Here is a 17407-nt window from a genome sequence, read left to right on the forward strand (position 1 = left end):
GAGTGAGCCACGCCGATGTCGCTGCTCGCCAGATTCAGCCTCGCCAACCGAGGGCTGGTCGCCCTCATCGCGGTGGTCACGACGCTGTTCGGTCTGTTCGCCGTCCCGTCGTTGAAGCAGCAACTCCTGCCGTCGCTGGAGTTCCCGGGCGCGTTCGTCGTGGCGGTCTACCCCGGCGCCGCGCCCGAGATCGTCGAGTCGCAGGTCACCGAGCCGATCGAGAACAGCATCCAGGGCATCCCCGGGCTGGAGAAGGTCACCTCCACCTCCCGCGAGGGCTCGGCCACCGTCCAGGTGGAGTTCACGTTCGGCACCGACCTGGACAACGTGGTCAACAAGATGGAGACCGCGCTGAACCGGATCGACAGCCAGCTCCCCGAGGGCGTCGACCCGCAGGTCCTCACCGGCACCACCGACGACCTCCCGGCCGTGGTGATCGCCGCGTCGGGCGGCGGCGACGAGCGGGCGCTGGCCGACCGGCTGCGCGACACCGTGGTGCCGGAGCTGGAGGGCATCGACGGGGTTCGCACCGTCGCCGTGACCGGCACCCGGGAGCAGGTCGTCACCGTCACCCCGGATCCGGCGAAGCTGGCCGCCGCGAAGCTCGCGCCGACCGCGATCGGCACGGCCCTGAAGACCAACGGCGTCGCCATTCCGGCCGGCGCGGTCAGCGACGGGTCGCGGGCCCTCACCGTCCAGGTGGGTACGCCGATCCGCTCCGTCGACGACCTCAAGGGCATCGTGCTCACCTCGACCGCGCCGAAGGCGGCCCCGGTGAAGCTCGGCGACGTGGCGGCCGTGGAGCAGCAGCTCGCCCCGGCCACCTCGTTCACCCGCACCAACGGCCGGGACAGCCTCGGCATCGCCGTCACGGCCGCACCGGACGGCAACGCCGTCGAGATCTCCCACGAGATCCGCGACCGCCTCGCCGACCTGCGCTCGGCCTCCGGCGCGGACCTGACCGTCGTGTTCGACCAGGCCCCGTTCGTGGAGAAGTCCATCGAGAGCCTCACCACCGAGGGCCTGCTGGGCCTGGTCATGGCGGTCGTGGTGATCCTGGTCTTCCTGCTGTCGGTGCGCTCCACCGTGGTCACCGCCGTGTCGATCCCGCTGTCGGTGCTGGTGGCGCTCATCGCGCTCTGGGCCGGCGACTACTCGCTCAACCTGCTCACCCTCGGCGCGTTGACCATCGCGGTCGGCCGGGTGGTCGACGACTCGATCGTCGTGCTGGAGAACATCAAACGCCACCTGGAGTACGGCGAGCCGAAGCGGCAGGCGATCCTCACGGCGGTCCGCGAGGTGGCCGGCGCGGTGACCGCGTCGACGCTGACCACGGTGGCCGTGTTCGCCCCGATCGCGCTGGTCGGCGGCTTCGTCGGGCAGCTCTTCGCGCCGTTCGCGATCACCGTGACGGTGGCCCTGCTCGCCTCGCTGCTGGTCTCGCTCACGGTGATCCCGGTGCTGGCCTACTGGTTCCTCAAGCCCGGGCGGGTCGCCGACGAGGCCGCCCGCCGGGCCGCCGAGGAGAAGGAGCTGCGCAGCCCGCTCCAGCGGGGCTACCTGCCGGTGATCGGGTTCGCCACCCGCAGCCGGGGGACCCGCTGGATCACCGTCGGGCTGGGGCTGGTGGTGCTGCTCGGCACCTTCGTCCTGTCCGGCGCGCTCAAGACCAACTTCCTGGACGACTCCGGCCAGGACACCCTGACCATCACCCAGCAGCTCCCGGCGGGCAGTGGGCTGGCCGCCACGGACCAGGCGGCCCGCCAGGTCGAGTCGGTGCTCGACCGGGCCGAGGGCGTCGAGACGTACCAGGTCAGCGCCGGGGGCAGCGACCAGCCGTGGGCGGGCGGCGGCGGCAACAACGCCGCCACCTTCTCCGTGACGCTCGACGGCGAGACCGACGTGGCCGAGGTGAAGCGGGCGCTGCGCCGCGAGTTCGACTCTCTCGGCGCCTCCGTCGGCGAGCTGAGCTTCGGCGGCGCCGAGGCCGGCGGGTCGACCAACCAGCTCGAAGTCGTCGTGCAGGCGGCCGACACCGAGGTGCTGGCCCGGGCGGCCGAGCAGGCGCGGGCCGCCATGGCCGGCACGGCCGACGTCGAGGACGTCTCGACCAGCCTGGCCGAGCGGGTGCCGCGGGTGGACGTGACCGTGGACCGGCTGGCCGCGGCGAAGGCGGGGCTCACCGAGGCCGCCGTCGGGCAGCTCGTCGCCCAGGTCTACCGGGGCACCCCGCTGGGGCAGGTCACCTTCGACGGCGGCCAGCAGGACGTGGTGCTGCGCTCCGGCGCGCAGCCGCCGCTGACGGTGGAGGAGCTGCGGGCACTGCGGGTCGGCCCGGTCAAGCTGGACGACATCGCCGACATCACCCAGGCCGAGGGGCCGCAGCAGGTGACCCGCATCGACGGGGAGCGCAGCGTCACGGTCACCGGCACGGCGACCGGCGCCAACCTCGGCGCGACCACCGAGGAGCTCCAGCGGAAGCTGGACGACATCGACGTCCCAGGCGCGACCATCAGCATCGGCGGCGTCAGCGCCGACCAGGCGGACGCGTTCGCCGACCTGGGGCTGGCCGTGCTCGCGGCCATCGCGATCGTGTTCCTGATCATGGTGGCGACGTTCCGCAGCCTGACCCAGGCGCTGATCCTGCTGATCTCCGTGCCGTTCGCGGCGACCGGCGCGATCGGCCTGCTGCTGGTCACCGGCACCCCGCTGGGCGTGCCGGCGCTGATCGGCGTGCTCATGCTGGTCGGCATCGTGGTGACCAACGCCATCGTGCTGCTGGATCTGATCAACCAGTACCGGGCGCAGGGCATGGGCGTCGGCGAGGCGGTGGTCGAGGGCGGCCGGCGTCGGTTGCGCCCGATCCTGATGACCGCCGTCGCGACGATCTTCGCGCTGCTGCCGATGGCGTTCGGCCTGACCGGGGAGGGCGGCTTCATCTCCAAGCCGCTGGCGATCGTGGTGATCGGTGGCCTGCTCAGCTCCACCCTGCTCACCCTGATCCTGGTCCCGACCCTGTACACGATGGTGGAGAACACCAAGGAGTCGCTGCGGGCCCGCCGGCAGCGTCGCCGGGGCGTACCGCCGGCGGAGTCCACGGGCGACGGCCCGGCGCCGGCCGACGAGCCCGTGCCCGCCGCCGCGCCGGCCGCTCCCGCCCGGCCCGCGCCGTCGGCGGCCCTGGTGGACGGCACCGACCAGTTCGAGGTGCTGCGCCTGCCGAAGAGCCGGCAGTCGCCGTTGCCGCCGCCGGCCGAGTAGCCGACGCGACCGCCCACGCCCCCGCCGGGTCCCACTCCGGCGGGGGCGTTCGCGTGTCCGGCCGCGTCGCGCATCCGACCGGGTACGGTGAGTCAGAGGTCGCATACTGACGGTATCGGGTCGCGCCGGGTGACCTGCTGTTGCGCGGGAGCGGGCCATGGCGGACGGCGCTGGCCGGTGGGGGCGACGGACGGTGCTGCGCCGTGCCGGGCTGCTCGCCGGGGGCGCGCTCGTCGGGGCCGGCGCCACGGTGCAGACCACCTGGATCGCCGACCGGCGGCTGCCCCTGGCCGGCGGCCCGGCCAGCGCCACCGTCGGCGGCGACCTGCAGCAGGTCGGCGACGGCGAGGTGTCGGTCGTCTGGGGTGCCCACACCGGCCAGCGGCTGGTGGCGCTCACCTTCGACGACGGCCCCCGCCCACAGTGGACCCCGATGGTGCTCGACACCCTGGAGCGGTATGCCGTGCCGGCCACGTTCTTCCTGGTCGGGCAGCGCGTCCGGCAGCACGCGGACCTGTTGCGCGGCCGGCTCGGCCGGCACGAGGTGGGCAACCACAGCTGGGCGCACCACGACCTGGCCCGGCACGACGCCGCCGAGGTCCACGACGACCTGAGCCGGGCGCACGACGCGATCGCCGAGGGCGTCGGGGTCGCCCCCCGGCTGCTGCGCCCCCCGTACGGGCACCTCGGCGGGGCGGTGCTGCACGCCGCCGCCCGGCTCGACTACCGGCTCGTGCTGTGGTCGTTCCAGATGGCCGAGGCGCGCTTCCCGGACGACCCGGCCGGGCACGCCCGGCGGATCGTGGCCGGGGTGCGACCGGGCACGATCCTGCTCGCCCACGACGTCGGGGACGCCCGCCGGCTGGTCGCCCTGCGCGGCCTGCCCGACATGATCACCGGGCTGCGGGGCCGGGGGTTCACCTTCGTCACCGTCTCCGAGCTGCTGCGGCAGGCGGGCGCACCGCAGCCCGGCGGGTAGGCTTCCCGTACGTGTCTCCCACCCTCTCGGTCCTGGTCCGCAACCGCAGCTTCCGCAACCTCTTCCTCGCCGAGCTGGTGGTCTTCGGCGCGGACTGGTTCGTCATGGTGCCGCTGCTCGTCCTGCTGCCGAAGCTGACCGGCAGCGGGGTCTGGGGGGCCCTCGTGCTGGCCCTCGACACCGGCGTGGTGGCGCTGCTGCTGCCGTACACGGGGACGATCGCGGACCGGTTCGACCGCAAGAAGATCATGATGGCGGCCAACGTCGCCGCGCTGCTCGGCGTCCTGCTGCTGCTCGGCGTCCGGGGCGCGGGCACGGCCTGGCTGGCGATGGTGGCGATCGCCGTGGTGGCGGTGGCGAAGGCGTTCTACTCGCCGGCCGCCCAGGCCGCCCTGCCCAACGTCCTCGACCCCGAGGACCTGGCCGCCGGCAACGCGATCGCCGGCTCGGCCTGGGGCACCATGACCGTCGTCGGCGCGTCGCTGGGCGGCGTGCTCAGCGCCGCCGCCGGGCCGTACGCCTGCTTCGGGGTCGCCGCCGGCGGCCTGACGCTGGCGGCGGGCCTGGCCGGGCTGATCCGCCGCCCCCTGCAGGCCCCGCGCGACGCGGCCGTGCCGGCGCAGCGCACCTGGGCGGCCATCCGGGAGGCCCTCGGCTACATCGGGCACCGGCCCCGGGTGCTCGGCCTGGTCACGGTGAAGTCGGCGGTCGGCCTGGGCAACGGGGTGCTGACCGTCTTCCCGCTGCTCGCCGGCGTGTACGGGGTGGGCCCGATCGGTGTCGGCCTGCTCTTCGCGGTGCGCGGCGCGGGCGCACTGGTCGGACCGATCCTGATGCGACGGGTGCTGACCAACCGCGCCTGGCTGCTGCCCGGCCTCGCGCTGTCGATGTCGCTGTACGGCCTGGCCTACCTCGGCACGTCGGTGGCGAACTGGTTCCCGCTGGTGCTGGCGCTGGTGTTCGTGGCGCACTTCGCGGGCGGCAGCAACTGGGTGATGTCGAACTACGCCCTGCAGGGCGAGGTGCCGGACCGGCTGCGCGGGCGCGTCTTCGCCACCGACATGATGCTGGCCACCCTTGCGATCTCGGTGAGCCAGCTGGTGGTGGCCGGGGTGGTGGACCTGGTCGACGAGCGGGTGGTGCTGGCCGGCTGCGGCCTGGTCACCCTGGTCTACGCGCTGGGCTGGCGGGTCGCCACCCGGCGGCTGTCGCTGACCGACCCGGTCGCCGAGCCCACCCCGGCGGGGGCGTGAGGGGCGCGCCCGGTCAGCGCCCCGGCGATCACCAGGCCCAGCCCGGCGGGGTGCAGCAGGGAGAAGAGCAGGCCGACCGCCGCGCTGTAGCGGGCCACCGTGCCGGCGGGCAGCGACGACCACGCCGAGGAGTAGAGCCGGGGCAGGGCGACCAGCCAGGCGATGTTGAGCAGCGCGGTGACCAGCAGGATCCCGACGCCGGCCAGCAGCAGGGCCCGGGAGGGGCCGCGGAGGCGGTGGCGGCTCACGGCGGCCAGGACCAGGCCGGTCACCAGCACCAGCACGGTGGGCAGTTGCGTGGCCGTCTGCACGGCCGCGTACCCCAGGAATTCCACGCCGTTCCCCTCCCTGTGGACCCGTCGGCCGTCAGGCTAGCGAAGGGGGTCACGTCCCACGGGCCGGGCGGGACGCCGCAGGGCCGCTCCGGCGGCCTAGCATGAGCGTCGTGCCGACGACATTCGTGGCCGGGCCGGTGAAGGTCCGGGTCCCCGCCACCAGCGCCAACCTCGGGCCGGGGTTCGACGCGCTGGGGCTGGCGCTCGGCCTGCACGACGACGTGGCCGCCGAGGTGGTGCCCGACGGGGTCCGGGTCACGGTGTCCGGGCAGGGCGCGGGCGAGCTGCCCGGCGACGAGACGCACCTGGTCGTCCAGGCCATGCGGGCCACCTTCGACGCGCTGGGCGGGCAGCCGCCGGGCCTCGCGGTGGAGTGCGTCAACCGGATCCCGCAGGCCCGCGGGCTGGGCTCCTCGTCGGCCGCCATCGTGGCCGGCGTGCAGCTGGCCCGGGCCCTGGTCGTCGACGGCGCGGCCCGGTTGGACGACGCGGGCGCGCTGCGGCTGGCGGCCGAGATCGAGGGGCACCCCGACAACGTCGCGCCCTGCCTGCTCGGCGGCTTCACGATCGCCTGGACGGAGCCGACCGGCGCCCGGGCGGTCTCGCTGGCCGTGGCCGAGGCGGTGCGGCCGATCGTCTTCGTGCCCGCCGAGCGCGGGCTGACCGCCGTGGCCCGCGCCGCGTTGCCGGCGGCGGTCCCGCACGGCGACGCCGCGCTCAACGCCGGCCGGGCGGCGCTGCTGGTGCACGCCCTGACCGCCGAGCCCTCGCTGCTGCTGCCCGCCACGGTCGACCGGCTGCACCAGGACTACCGCGCCGCCGGTATGCCGGACTCGTCGGCCCTGGTGGAAGCGCTGCGTGCGGCCGGTGTGGCCGCCGTGATCAGTGGGGCCGGGCCCACCGTGCTGGCGCTGACCGAGCCCTCGGAACATTTCGCGCCCGGGGCCGGTTGGCAGGTGTGGTCGTTGGGTATAGACAGCCGCGGAGCGCGTGTCGCACGGGGTACACTTGAACACGCCGAGCGGGACCCTGTTGCCGCAGGTCGGAAGAGTTGATTACGCTCTAGACTTAGCACAGCCGCGAAGCATGCGATCCTCCTGCGGGTCGGCGCACCCCCGAAGCTGTCGGCGGTCAGCCCGTCACCCCTGCCTAAGGCCCACGCCGCACCGCAGTTTCCGCAGGTCGCCGCAGACGGCGAGACCTGCTCACCGAGGTTGGTGAGTCGGGGAAACCGACCGGCTGCTGTGTCACAGTCTCCCGCGACGCGTCATGCGAGGCGGGTGCACCGAGGCCGCCCGGCCACCTGCTTGTCGACTCCGGGCAGTCCCGGCCTATCGAGGGAAGGAATCCATTGAGCGACACCACCGACGTGACGTCGGATGTTTCCAACGTCGCTGGCGATGCCACCGCCGCTGCCCCCACCCGTCGTCGGCGTAGCGGCACCGGGCTGTCGGCGATGCTGCTGCCGGAGCTCCAGAGCCTGGCCGCGTCGCTCGGCATCTCCGGCACGGCTCGCATGCGCAAGGGCGAGCTGATCAGCGCGATCTCCGAGCGGCAGGGCGGCGCCGCCGCCGGGACCCCTCGTCCACGGGCCGAGGCCACGGCCGCCGCCGCTCCCGCCCGCGAGGAGGTGCGCGCCGAGGTCACCCAGGCCCCGTCGGGCGCCGACCAGAACCGGGCACCGGCCGAGCCGGCCGCCGCCCCGGCAGAGAGCCGGACCCGGACCCGGCGCAGCAGGGCCGTCGCAGCGGCCGAGTCCCGGCCCGCCGAGGCCGAGACCCGGCCGGCGGAGACCCGGGCCGAGGAGCCGCCGGCCGCCACTCCCGCCACCGGTGCCGTCGAGCCCGCCGAGCGGGTCGAGGGCCGCCGGGAGCGGGGCGGCCGGGAGCAGGCCGACCGTTCCGAGCGGGCCGAGCGCGGCGACCGTGCCGAGCGGGCCGAGCGCGGTGACCGGGCCGAGCGCACCGACCGGGCCGAGCGCGGCGAGCGGGCCGAGCGGGCCGAGCGCACCGACCGTTCCGAGCGGGTCGACCGCGGCGGTGACCGCAACGAGCGGGGCGAGCGGGCCGACCGTTCCGAGCGGGGCGAGCGCGACCGCAACGACCGGGGCGAGCGGGCCGAGCGCGAGCGGGGCGACCGCAACGAGCGGGCCGACCGTGGCGACCGCAACGACCGCAACGACCGGGGTCAGCGCGCCGAGCGGGACAACGGCGACGACGACGACGAGGGCGGCGGCCGGCGGGGCCGGCGCAGCCGCTTCCGCGACCGCCGCCGGGGCCGTGGCGAGCGCGGTGAGGGCGACGGCGCCGCCGCTGGCGGTGGTGGCGGCGGCGGTCGCGAACCGCAGGTGAGCGAGGACGACGTGCTCGTCCCGGTCGCCGGCATCATCGACGTGCTCGACAACTACGCCTTCGTCCGGACCACCGGCTACCTGGCCGGCCCGAACGACGTCTACGTCTCGATGTCCCAGATCAAGAAGTACGGCCTGCGCCGGGGTGACGCGATCACCGGCGCGGTGCGGGCGGCCCGGGACGGCGAGCAGCGGCGGGACAAGTACAACCCGCTGGTGCGGCTCGACACGATCAACGGGATGGAGCCGGACGAGGCGCGGCGGCGGCCGGAGTTCTACAAGCTCACCCCGCTCTACCCGCAGGAGCGGCTGCGGCTGGAGACCGAGCCGCACATCCTGACGACGCGGGTGATCGACCTGGTCATGCCGCTCGGCAAGGGCCAGCGGGCGCTGATCGTCTCGCCGCCGAAGGCGGGCAAGACGATGGTGCTCCAGGCGATCGCGAACGCCATCACGCACAACAACCCGGAGTGCCACCTGATGGTGGTGCTGGTGGACGAGCGGCCCGAAGAGGTCACCGACATGCAGCGGTCGGTGAAGGGCGAGGTCATCGCGGCCACGTTCGACCGCCCGCCGCAGGACCACACGACGGTGGCGGAGCTGGCGATCGAGCGGGCGAAGCGACTGGTCGAGCTGGGGCACGACGTGGTCGTGCTGCTCGACTCGGTGACCCGGCTCGGTCGGTCGTACAACCTGGCGGCGCCGGCCTCCGGCCGGATCATGTCGGGTGGTATCGACTCCACCGCGCTCTACCCGCCGAAGCGCTTCCTGGGTGCGGCCCGCAACATCGAGAACGGCGGCTCGCTGACCATCCTCGCCACCGCGCTGGTGGAGACCGGTTCCATGGCGGATACGGTCATCTTCGAGGAGTTCAAGGGCACCGGCAACGCGGAGCTGAAGCTCGACCGGAAGATCGCCGACAAGCGCACCTTCCCGGCCGTGGACGTCAGCGCGTCCGGCACGCGCAAGGAGGAGATCCTGCTCGCGCCGGAGGAACTGGCCATCATCCACAAGCTCCGCAAGGTGCTGCACTCGCTGGACTCGCAGGCGGCGCTCGACCTCCTGCTGGACCGGCTCAAGCAGTCCCGCACCAACATCGAGTTCCTGATGCAGATCGCGAAGTCCACACCGGGCGAGTGATCCGGTAGGCAGTACGCGCGGAAGGGCACGGCCGCTCACGGCCGTGCCCTTCCGCGCGGTGTGCGCCCCGCGCGCCCCGTGCCCCCCGCGCCCCTGACCGGGGGGTGAGAGGGGGACCCTTCTCTACCGGATGCGTTAACAAGGTGCCCTTCCTTGCACCCGGGGAATGCGGGAGGGGACCGGCACGTTGACGAAGCCGGACCTGCTGTGCGGCCCGCCCGAAGGGCCGGCTCACGCCCATGGCACACTGGTCAATCGGCCACCGGTTCCGGTTCACGCCCGATCCCGACACGCACGCGTCGGGGCCGCACGGGCGACCCGGCGACCACCAAGCGAGAGGACCGAAGGCGACATGAAGCCCAACATCCACCCGGAGTACACGACCACCGAGGTCACCTGCTCCTGCGGCAGCACCTTCACGACCCGCAGCACCGCCAAGGGCGGTTCCATCCACGTCGAGACCTGCAGCGCCTGCCACCCGTTCTACACCGGTAAGCAGCGCGTTCTCGACACGGCCGGCCGGGTCGCCAAGTTCCAGCAGAAGTACGCCAAGGTTCAGGCCAAGAAGGCCAAGTAGCTCCACGATCGGCGCCCGCGTCCGGCTTCCCGCCGGGCGCGGGCGCTGTCCGTATTGCCCCCTTCCGTCCGGATGTCGCCGGCCGGTAGTCGTCGTCGAAGGAGCACCCGAGCATGAGCAGCGAGCGGCTGGCGGCCCTCCTCGACGAGTACGCCCAGCTGGAGAAGCGCCTCGCGGACCCGGCGATCCACGCGGACCAGAGCGTCGCCCGCCGGGTCGGCCGCCGCTACGCCGAGCTGTCGCCCCTGCACAAGGCGGCCGACGAGCTGGAGCAGGCCCGCGCCGACCTGGCCGCGGCCCGGGAGCTGGCCGCCGAGGACCCGTCCTTCGCCGGCGAGGCGGAGTCGATCGCCGCCGGGCTGCCCGCCCTGGAGGAGCGCCTCGCCGAGCTGCTGATCCCGCGCGACCCGCACGACGCCAAGGACGTGATCGTCGAGATCAAGGCCGGCGAGGGCGGCGAGGAGTCCGCCCTGTTCGCCGGGGACCTGCTGCGGATGTACACCCGGTACGCCGAGCGCCGCGGCTGGCTCACCGAGGTCATCGACGCGCAGGACTCCGACCTGGGCGGGGTCAAGGACGTCTCGCTGGCGATCAAGACCAAGGGCGTCCCGGAGGGCGGCAACGGGGTGTGGTCGCGGCTCAAGTGGGAGGGCGGGGTGCACCGGGTGCAGCGCGTACCCGTCACCGAGTCGCAGGGGCGCATCCACACCAGCGCCGCCGGCGTGCTGGTGCTGCCCGAGGCCGAGGACGTCGACGTCACCATCGACCCCAACGACCTGCGGATCGACGTGTTCCGCTCGTCGGGCCCGGGCGGCCAGTCGGTGAACACCACCGACTCGGCGGTGCGGATCACCCACGTGCCGACCGGGATCGTCGTCTCCTGCCAGAACGAGAAGTCGCAGCTGCAGAACCGGGAGCAGGCGATGCGCATCCTGCGGGCGCGGCTGCTGGCCGCCGCCCAGGAGCAGGCCGACGCCGCCGCCTCGGACGCCCGCAAGGCCCAGGTGCGCACCGTGGACCGCTCGGAGCGCATCCGCACGTACAACTTCCCGCAGAACCGGATCACCGACCACCGGATCGGCTACACGGCGTACAACCTCGACCTGGCCCTCGCCGGCGAGTTGGACGGCGTGCTCGACGCCCTGGCCGACGCGGACCGCGCGGCGCGGCTTGCCGGCGACCCGGAGCTGACCCGCCGCTGAGGCGGGCCGGCGGGGCTGCCGCCGCTCGCGGCCCCGGGCCGTGCCGGCGCGGGGCGGCCCGGACAGGGGCTCAGCCGGCGCGGAGGCGGTTCTTCGCGGCGAGCATCTCCCGGTCGGCGGTCTCGAACGCCGCGCCGATCGCGCCGCGCAGCCCCGGGCCGTTGGCCTCGACCTCGGCGAAGCCGATGGTCACCCCGACCGGGGTGCCGGGCACCAGCGCCTCCCAGTCCTCCGTGCGCACCGCCGCCTCGATCCGGCGGGCCACGTCGGCCGCCTCGGCCATGCCCGCGCCGGACAGCACCACCACGAACTCGTCGCCGCCGTAGCGGGCCACGAAGTCGCCCCGGCGCATGACCCGGTTGATCACCCCGGCGATGCGCTGGAGGACCAGGTCGCCCGAGTGGTGGCCGTGACGGGTGTTGACCGCCTTGAAGCCGTCGAGGTCGCACACCCCGATCACCACCCGCTCCCCGCCGGCCACGACGGCCGCGATGTAGCGCTCCAGCCGGCGGCGGTTGGGCAGGCCGGTCAGCGGGTCGGTGAGCGCCTCGCCCTCGAACCGGGCCGCCTCCCGCCGCATCTCCTCGTGGTCGATCCGGGCGGCGATGCCGTCGATGTAGACGTCCCGCAGCCGGTCGTTGCGCTGGGCGGCGAGGCGGAACGCGTGCCGGTCGGCCCGGTGGGCCGCCGCGTGGTCGCCCGCCCGGGCGTACGCGATGCTGCGCAGCCGGGCCGGCTCCGCCGCGCCGAGGGTCTCGTTGGAGACGCGGGCGGTGTCGAGCCGGGTGATCGCCTCGATCGGGTTGCCCGCCGCGATGGCCAGGCAGACCTGGCCGAGCTGGCGCATGTCCCGGGCACGGGCGCTGTCCGCGCCGTGACCGAGCAGCCGGTTCGGGTCGGCGTCGGGGGCGGCCTCCACCCGGTCGCCGAGGGCGGCCCGGCGGGCGGCGGCGTAGCCGTACGCGGCCAGGCTGCTCGGGCGCAGCTCCTCGGCGCGCCCGCCGCGCAGGAACCGGCCCAGATCGGCGGCGACGTCCCGCAGCACCCGCAGGCAGCCGTCGCTGTCGCCGTTGTGGTCGAGGGCGACCGCGTTGCGCAGCCGGATGCCGGGCGCGGCGAACGTCTCCTCGGGGATGCCGGCGGCCAGCCCGAGCTGGCGGGCGCGCTCGATCGCGCCGAGCGCGTACCCGTGGAAGCTGAGGTAGGAGTAGGCCATCGCCAGGTCGTGCCAGCCCCAGGCCGTGTCCCGGTCCGGGTCCTCGACCGCGCCCAGCGCCCGGGCCGCCTTCACCAGGTGGGTGACGCACCGGTCGAGCGCCCCCTGGTGGTGGGCGGCGAGCGCGGCCAGCGCGTTGAGGTGCCCGTGCAGGTAGGGCTCGGCGAGGTCCCGTACGGCGGCGGACGCCTCCTCGATGGCCCGCGTGTATTCGGCGGTGCGCCCGAGATTGATCAATGCGGAGAGGCGCTGCACGAGGGCGTCGGCCCGGGCGTACGGGTCGTCCGTGCTGCGGATCACGCCGTCGAGCAGGAGACACGACTCGGCGGAGCGACTCACCTCCTGCAGGGCGCGCGCCCGTGTCAGGACGTCAACCTGGTCGTTGACCCGGTTGAGCCACCCCACGCGCGACCTCCCTGTCGGTGTGTGCACACGGAGGCACCAACTCGTGGCGCGGGCCCGCGACGCTTCATGATTATGTCGTGACCTCCCTTCCGCAACACCCGTCCGAAGGGTCAGAACGCCTCAGGCCCACGGTGGCGGTGGCCCGCGCCGCCCGCGTCCTCGCCGCGGCGGGGATCGATGCCCCGCGCGTCGAGGCCGAGCTGCTCGCCGTCCACGTGCTGGGTGTGCCCCGGGGGCGGCTGGCGCTGGCCGACGGCCTCACCCCCGACCAGCTCGACCGGTACGACGCCCTGGTCGCCCGGCGGGCCGACCGGGAGCCGTTGCAGCACCTCACCGGCTCGGCCGCCTTCCGGCACCTGGAGCTGGCGGTCGGCCCGGGTGTCTTCGTGCCCCGCCCGGAGACGGAACTGCTCGCCGGCTGGGGCGTCGACCAGGCCCGTGCCGGTGGTCCCGTGGTCGTCGACCTGTGCAGCGGCTCGGGGGCGATCGCGCTCGCCGTGGCCCAGGAGGCGCCCGCCGCCCGGGTGGTGGCCGTGGAGCGGTCCCCGGCGGCGCTGGCGTGGCTGCGGCGCAACGCCGCCGACCGGGCCGCCGCCGGGGACCGGCCGGTGGAGGTGGTCGCCGCCGACGTCACCGACCCGGGCCTGCTGAGCGACCTGGAAGGGCGGGTGGACGTGCTGCTGTGCAACCCGCCGTACGTGCCCAGGGCCGTCGAGGTGCCCCCGGAGGTGGCGGCACACGACCCGGACGAGGCGGTCTTCGGCGGGGCGGACGGGCTGGACGTGATCCGCCCGGTGCTCGCCCGGGCCGCGCGGCTGCTCCGCCCCGGCGGGGTGCTCGGCGTCGAGCACGACGACACGCACGGCGCGGCGGTGCCCGCCCTGCTGGTCGCCGACGGCCGGTACGAGGCGGTCGAGGAGCACCGGGACCTGGCCGGGCGGCCCCGGTTCGCCACCGCCCGCCGCCGCTGACCGCTCGCCCGTCGGTGACCCTCCGCCGCCGGTGACCGCCCGCCCGCCGCGCCCCGCCGGAGGAGGCCGCATCCGGACCTGTGGGACCCGCTCACGCCGAGGACGCCGACCGGGCCGGGGCGTGGCAGACTGACTTCTCGTGATGCTCTACGACTGTCGGTCGCTCGCCGACCGGGACCGCGGCATCGCCGCTGCCATCGAGGCCGTCAAGAACGGCGAGTTGGTCGTCCTGCCGACGGACACGGTCTACGGGATCGGCGCGGACGCGTTCACCCCGTACGCGGTGAAGGCGCTCTCGGACGCCAAGGGTGGCACCCGGCAGGCGCCCCCGGTGCTGATCGGGTCCCGGCACACCCTCGACGGCCTGGTCTTCACGCTGCCCCGGTCGGCCCGCGACCTGGTCGAGGCGTTCTGGCCGGGCGCGCTCACGATCATCGTGGAGCACTCGCCGAGCCTGTCGTGGGACCTCGGCGACGAGACCGGCAGCGGCGTGGTCGCGGTGCGGATGCCGCTGCACCCGGTCGCCCTGGAGGTGCTGCGCGAGACCGGCCCGATGGCGGTGGCGTCGGCCAACAAGGTGGGCCAGCCGGCGGCGGTGACCGCCGAGGCGGCCCGGGAGCAGCTCGGCTACACGGTGCGCGCCTACCTGGAGGCGGGGGAGTGCCCCGATCCGGTGCCGAGCACCATCGTCGACCTCACCGGCGAGGCGCCGACGCTGGTGCGGGCCGGGGCGATCCCGGTGGAGCAGTTGCGCGACGTCGTGCCGGACCTCGTCGAGAGCCGGGTGGGCTGAGTGCCGCCGTTCACTGTCCTGCACGTCTGCATGGGAAACATCTGCCGCTCGCCGATGGCGGAGCGGCTGCTGGCGCTGGCCGTCCGCGAGCGGCTGACGCGGCGTGGCGGCGACCCGGCCGACGCCGACGCGCTGCTGCACAGCCACAGCGCCGGCACCGGCGGCTGGCACGCGGGGGAGGAGATGAACCCGCCCGCCGCCCGTCAGGTGACCGCCCGGGGCGGCGACGTGGCCGGCTTCGCTGCCCGCAAGCTGCGTTCCGACCTCATCGACGCGGCCGACCTGGTGCTCACCGCCACCGCCGACCAGCAGGAGTACGTGGTGGCGCTGCGCCCCGACGCCGCGTCCCGCACGTTCGTGCTCGGTGAGTTCGGCCGGCTGCTGGCGGCCGTGGACGCCGCCGGGCTGCCCCCGGCCGACGCCACCGGCGACGCCGTGTACGCCCGGGGCGTGGCCCTGGTCGCCGCCGTGCACGCTGCCCGGGAGGGCGCGACCCCGCTGCACACCGACGACCTCGACGACCCGTGGGGGCGTGGCGACCAGTGCTTCAGCCGCGTCGCCGACGAGATCGAGGAGACCGTCCACCCGCTGGCCGCCGCGCTGCTGCCCTGAGGCGGCTGCGGGGGAGCCTGCGGCCCTGAGGCGGCGCGGCCGTCGTCGGCCAGCCGCCGGCGACGGCGCGTCGCGTGTCTTTCTCGCGAAATTCGTACCCCTTTGGGGAAAAGCGGCGGGGTTCGCCGCTGTCCGGGTCATTCTGAACGGGTCCGCACCTGACCGGCTCCTGCGGGGAGAGCTGATGATCCGGGCCCGTCGTCTCCACAAGCTCATGACCATCGTGCTCGCCGGCGTGCTCGCCGGGCTGGCGCTCGCCGTGGCGGCGCTGCCGGCCGCCCTGGTCTTCGGGATCGGCGTCCGGGGGATCACCGAGCCGTGGTCGGAGCTGCCGGCGTCGCTGCTCACGCCGCCCACGGCGCAACGGTCCACCCTCTACGCCAACGACGGCCGCACCCTGATCACGTCCTTCTACACCGAGGACCGGGTCGACGTGCCGCTGGCCCAGGTGGCGCCGGCCATGCGCCAGGCCGTCGTCGCCGCCGAGGACGTCCGCTTCTACGAGCACAAGGGCGTGGACCCACGCGGTGTCATCCGGGCGTTCACCGCCAACCGGCGCGACGGCGCGCCCCGGCAGGGCGCGTCGACCCTGACCATGCAGTACGTGCGCAACGTGCTCGCCGGCGACCCCAACCTCACCGAGGAGCAGCGGGCCAAGGCCACCGAGGTCACCCTCACCCGCAAGGTCAAGGAAATGCGGTACGCCCTGGCGGTCGAGCGCGAGCTGAGCAAGGACCAGATCCTCGCCGGCTACCTCAACATCGCCTACTTCGGCGCCGGCGCGTACGGGGTGGGCGCCGCCAGCAAGCGCTACTTCTCGAAGTCGCCGGCGAAGCTCACCCTGGCCGAGTCGGCCCTGCTGGCCGGGCTGGTCCGCTCGCCGGACACCGACGACCCGATCAACGGCGACGCCGACGCGGCGCTGGCCCGCCGGGCGTACGTGCTGGACCGGATGGTCGAGACCGGTCAGGTCACGCCCGAGGCGGCCGAGGCGGCGAAGGCCGAGCCGCTCAAGCTGAAGCCCAGCGCCACGCCGAACGACTGCACGGCGGTCCCGCAGGAACACAACGACTGGGGCTTCTTCTGCGACTGGTTCACCCGCTGGTGGAGCGAGCAGCCGGCGTTCGGCGCCACCGCCGACGAGCGGCAGCGCACCCTGCGCCGGGGCGGTTTCCGGATCGTCACCTCGCTCGACCCTGCCGTGCAGCGGACCGCCACCGAGCAGGTGCTCGACGTCTACGACGTCGACGACCCCCGTGCCGCGCCGACCGCCGTGGTGCAGCCCGGCACGGGCCGCGTGCTCGCCCTCGCGGTGAACCGCAACTACAGCGTCGAGGAGAACCCGCAGGGGTGGCGCAACCGGCCGAACACCGTCAACCAGCTCGTCGCCGGGGGCGGGGCCATCACCGGGTACCAGGCCGGGTCGACGTTCAAGATCTTCGCGGTGCTCGCCGCGCTGGAGGCGGGCCTGCCCCTGGACACCCTCTTCGACGCCCCGCCCCGCATCGTCACCCGCTTCCCCGTGACGGGCGGCCCCGCCGACTGCCGGGGCCGCTGGTGCCCGGTCAACGCCGACCCCGTCGGGATGGACGGCTACCGGACCATGTGGGACGCGTTCGGCCGGTCGGTGAACACCTACTTCGCCTGGCTGACCGAGCGGGTCGGCGCGGACCGGGTGGTGGAGATGGCCGAGCGGCTCGGCATCCGGCTGCGCGCCGAGTCCGACGCGAAGATGGCCCGCTACGGCGCGCGGGACTGGGGCCCGTTCACGCTGGGCGTCGCCGCCACCACCCCGCTCGACCTCGCCGGGGCGTACGCGGCGGTGGCCGCCGAGGGGATGTGGTGCGCGCCCACGCCGGTGGTGCGGATCCTCGACGCCGCCGGGCGGGAGGTCGCCGCCGGCCGCCCGGACTGCCGCCAGGTGGTCGACACGGACGTGGCCCGGGGCGCGGCCGACGCGGCCCGGTGCCCCGTCGGCGACCAGTCGATGTACGGCGGCTGCGCCGGCGGCACCGCCCAGGACCTGCGCGGCCGGCTGGGTCGACCGGTGGCCGGCAAGACCGGCAGCTCGGAGGGGAACGGCACGGAGACCGTCGTCGCGTTCACCCCGCAGCTCGCCGTCGCCTCGATCGCCGCGAACCCGGACGATCCCCGCGACGCGGTGGGCCGGGAGGTCCAGGCCCGACTGGTCGACCTGGTGGGCCGCACCCTCTACGACACCCTCCAGGGCCAGCCGGTGCGCGACTTCGTCCCGCCGAGCGAGTCGGTGGCCCGGCACGCCACGGCCCCCCGCGCCGGCAACTGACCGCCCGC

The 17407-nt window shown here is 74.6% G+C and carries 13 protein-coding genes; 11 read left to right on the forward strand and 2 right to left on the reverse strand.

Features of this window, described 5'->3' with window-relative positions:
• The first annotated feature begins 15 nt into the window (after positions 1 to 15).
• From LPA42_RS16990 to LPA42_RS17000, 3 genes are all read left to right on the forward strand, one after another.
• Positions 16 to 3261, forward strand: a complete 3246-nt coding sequence (locus tag LPA42_RS16990; RefSeq protein WP_077938523.1) for an efflux RND transporter permease subunit — start codon at positions 16 to 18, stop codon at positions 3259 to 3261.
• Between the two features lie 157 nt (positions 3262 to 3418).
• Positions 3419 to 4240, forward strand: a complete 822-nt coding sequence (locus tag LPA42_RS16995) for a polysaccharide deacetylase family protein (RefSeq protein ID WP_077938524.1) — start codon at positions 3419 to 3421, stop codon at positions 4238 to 4240.
• A gap of 11 nt (positions 4241 to 4251) precedes the next feature.
• Complete coding sequence (locus tag LPA42_RS17000; protein ID WP_077938525.1) at positions 4252 to 5493, forward strand: MFS transporter; 1242 nt, start codon at positions 4252 to 4254, stop codon at positions 5491 to 5493.
• On the opposite strand, the gene LPA42_RS17005 is transcribed toward LPA42_RS17000, so the two are convergent.
• Positions 5412 to 5828 (reverse strand): hypothetical protein, encoded by a 417-nt coding sequence (locus LPA42_RS17005; protein ID WP_077938526.1) that lies wholly within the window; start codon positions 5826 to 5828, stop codon positions 5412 to 5414. The two genes, LPA42_RS17000 and LPA42_RS17005, sit on opposite strands and share 82 nt — an antisense overlap.
• A 110-nt stretch (positions 5829 to 5938) precedes the next feature.
• Between LPA42_RS17005 and thrB the strand changes: the two genes are divergently transcribed.
• From thrB to prfA, 4 genes are all read left to right on the forward strand, one after another.
• Complete coding sequence (gene thrB / locus LPA42_RS17010) at positions 5939 to 6883, forward strand: homoserine kinase (RefSeq protein ID WP_077938527.1); 945 nt, start codon at positions 5939 to 5941, stop codon at positions 6881 to 6883.
• Between the two features lie 296 nt (positions 6884 to 7179).
• Positions 7180 to 9318 (forward strand): transcription termination factor Rho, encoded by a 2139-nt coding sequence (gene rho, locus LPA42_RS17015; RefSeq protein ID WP_077938528.1) that lies wholly within the window; start codon positions 7180 to 7182, stop codon positions 9316 to 9318.
• A gap of 352 nt (positions 9319 to 9670) precedes the next feature.
• Positions 9671 to 9895 carry a 50S ribosomal protein L31 gene (gene rpmE, locus LPA42_RS17020; protein ID WP_043966028.1) on the forward strand — a complete coding sequence of 75 codons (225 nt, stop codon included), beginning with the start codon at positions 9671 to 9673 and terminating at the stop codon, positions 9893 to 9895.
• A gap of 113 nt (positions 9896 to 10008) precedes the next feature.
• Complete coding sequence (prfA, locus tag LPA42_RS17025; protein WP_077938529.1) at positions 10009 to 11097, forward strand: peptide chain release factor 1; 1089 nt, start codon at positions 10009 to 10011, stop codon at positions 11095 to 11097.
• Positions 11098 to 11167: 70 nt separating this feature from the next.
• On the opposite strand, the gene LPA42_RS17030 is transcribed toward prfA, so the two are convergent.
• Positions 11168 to 12718 carry a diguanylate cyclase gene (locus tag LPA42_RS17030; RefSeq protein ID WP_043966032.1) on the reverse strand — a complete coding sequence of 517 codons (1551 nt, stop codon included), beginning with the start codon at positions 12716 to 12718 and terminating at the stop codon, positions 11168 to 11170.
• 77 nt (positions 12719 to 12795) lie between these two features.
• Between LPA42_RS17030 and prmC the strand changes: the two genes are divergently transcribed.
• The 4 genes from prmC (at position 12796) to LPA42_RS17050 (ending at position 17399) form a co-directional block, all read left to right on the forward strand.
• Positions 12796 to 13689: a peptide chain release factor N(5)-glutamine methyltransferase gene (gene prmC / locus LPA42_RS17035; RefSeq protein ID WP_077938530.1), complete on the forward strand. Its 894-nt coding sequence runs from the start codon at positions 12796 to 12798 to the stop codon at positions 13687 to 13689.
• Positions 13690 to 13831: 142 nt separating this feature from the next.
• Complete coding sequence (locus LPA42_RS17040; protein ID WP_043966036.1) at positions 13832 to 14482, forward strand: L-threonylcarbamoyladenylate synthase; 651 nt, start codon at positions 13832 to 13834, stop codon at positions 14480 to 14482.
• Positions 14483 to 15094: a phosphotyrosine protein phosphatase gene (locus tag LPA42_RS17045; RefSeq protein ID WP_077938531.1), complete on the forward strand. Its 612-nt coding sequence runs from the start codon at positions 14483 to 14485 to the stop codon at positions 15092 to 15094.
• A 184-nt stretch (positions 15095 to 15278) separates the two neighbouring features.
• Positions 15279 to 17399, forward strand: coding sequence for a transglycosylase domain-containing protein (locus LPA42_RS17050; RefSeq protein ID WP_077938532.1), 2121 nt, complete (start codon positions 15279 to 15281; stop codon positions 17397 to 17399).
• The last annotated feature ends 8 nt before the right edge of the window (positions 17400 to 17407 follow it).

It is taken from the genome of Micromonospora sp. DH13, from assembly GCF_020873825.1.
Lineage (GTDB): Bacteria > Actinomycetota > Actinomycetes > Mycobacteriales > Micromonosporaceae > Micromonospora > Micromonospora haikouensis.

What these genes read in the sequence shown, in the direction of transcription:
- LPA42_RS16990 (WP_077938523.1), top strand. Translation starts at nt 16, where the DNA reads ATGTCGCTGCTCGCCAGATTCAGCCTCGCCAACCGAGGGCTGGTCGCC.
- LPA42_RS16995 (WP_077938524.1), top strand. Translation starts at nt 3,419, where the DNA reads ATGGCGGACGGCGCTGGCCGGTGGGGGCGACGGACGGTGCTGCGCCGT.
- rpmE (WP_043966028.1), top strand. Translation starts at nt 9,671, where the DNA reads ATGAAGCCCAACATCCACCCGGAGTACACGACCACCGAGGTCACCTGC.
- prfA (WP_077938529.1), top strand. Translation starts at nt 10,009, where the DNA reads ATGAGCAGCGAGCGGCTGGCGGCCCTCCTCGACGAGTACGCCCAGCTG.
- LPA42_RS17040 (WP_043966036.1), top strand. Translation starts at nt 13,832, where the DNA reads ATGCTCTACGACTGTCGGTCGCTCGCCGACCGGGACCGCGGCATCGCC.
- LPA42_RS17050 (WP_077938532.1), top strand. Translation starts at nt 15,279, where the DNA reads ATGATCCGGGCCCGTCGTCTCCACAAGCTCATGACCATCGTGCTCGCC.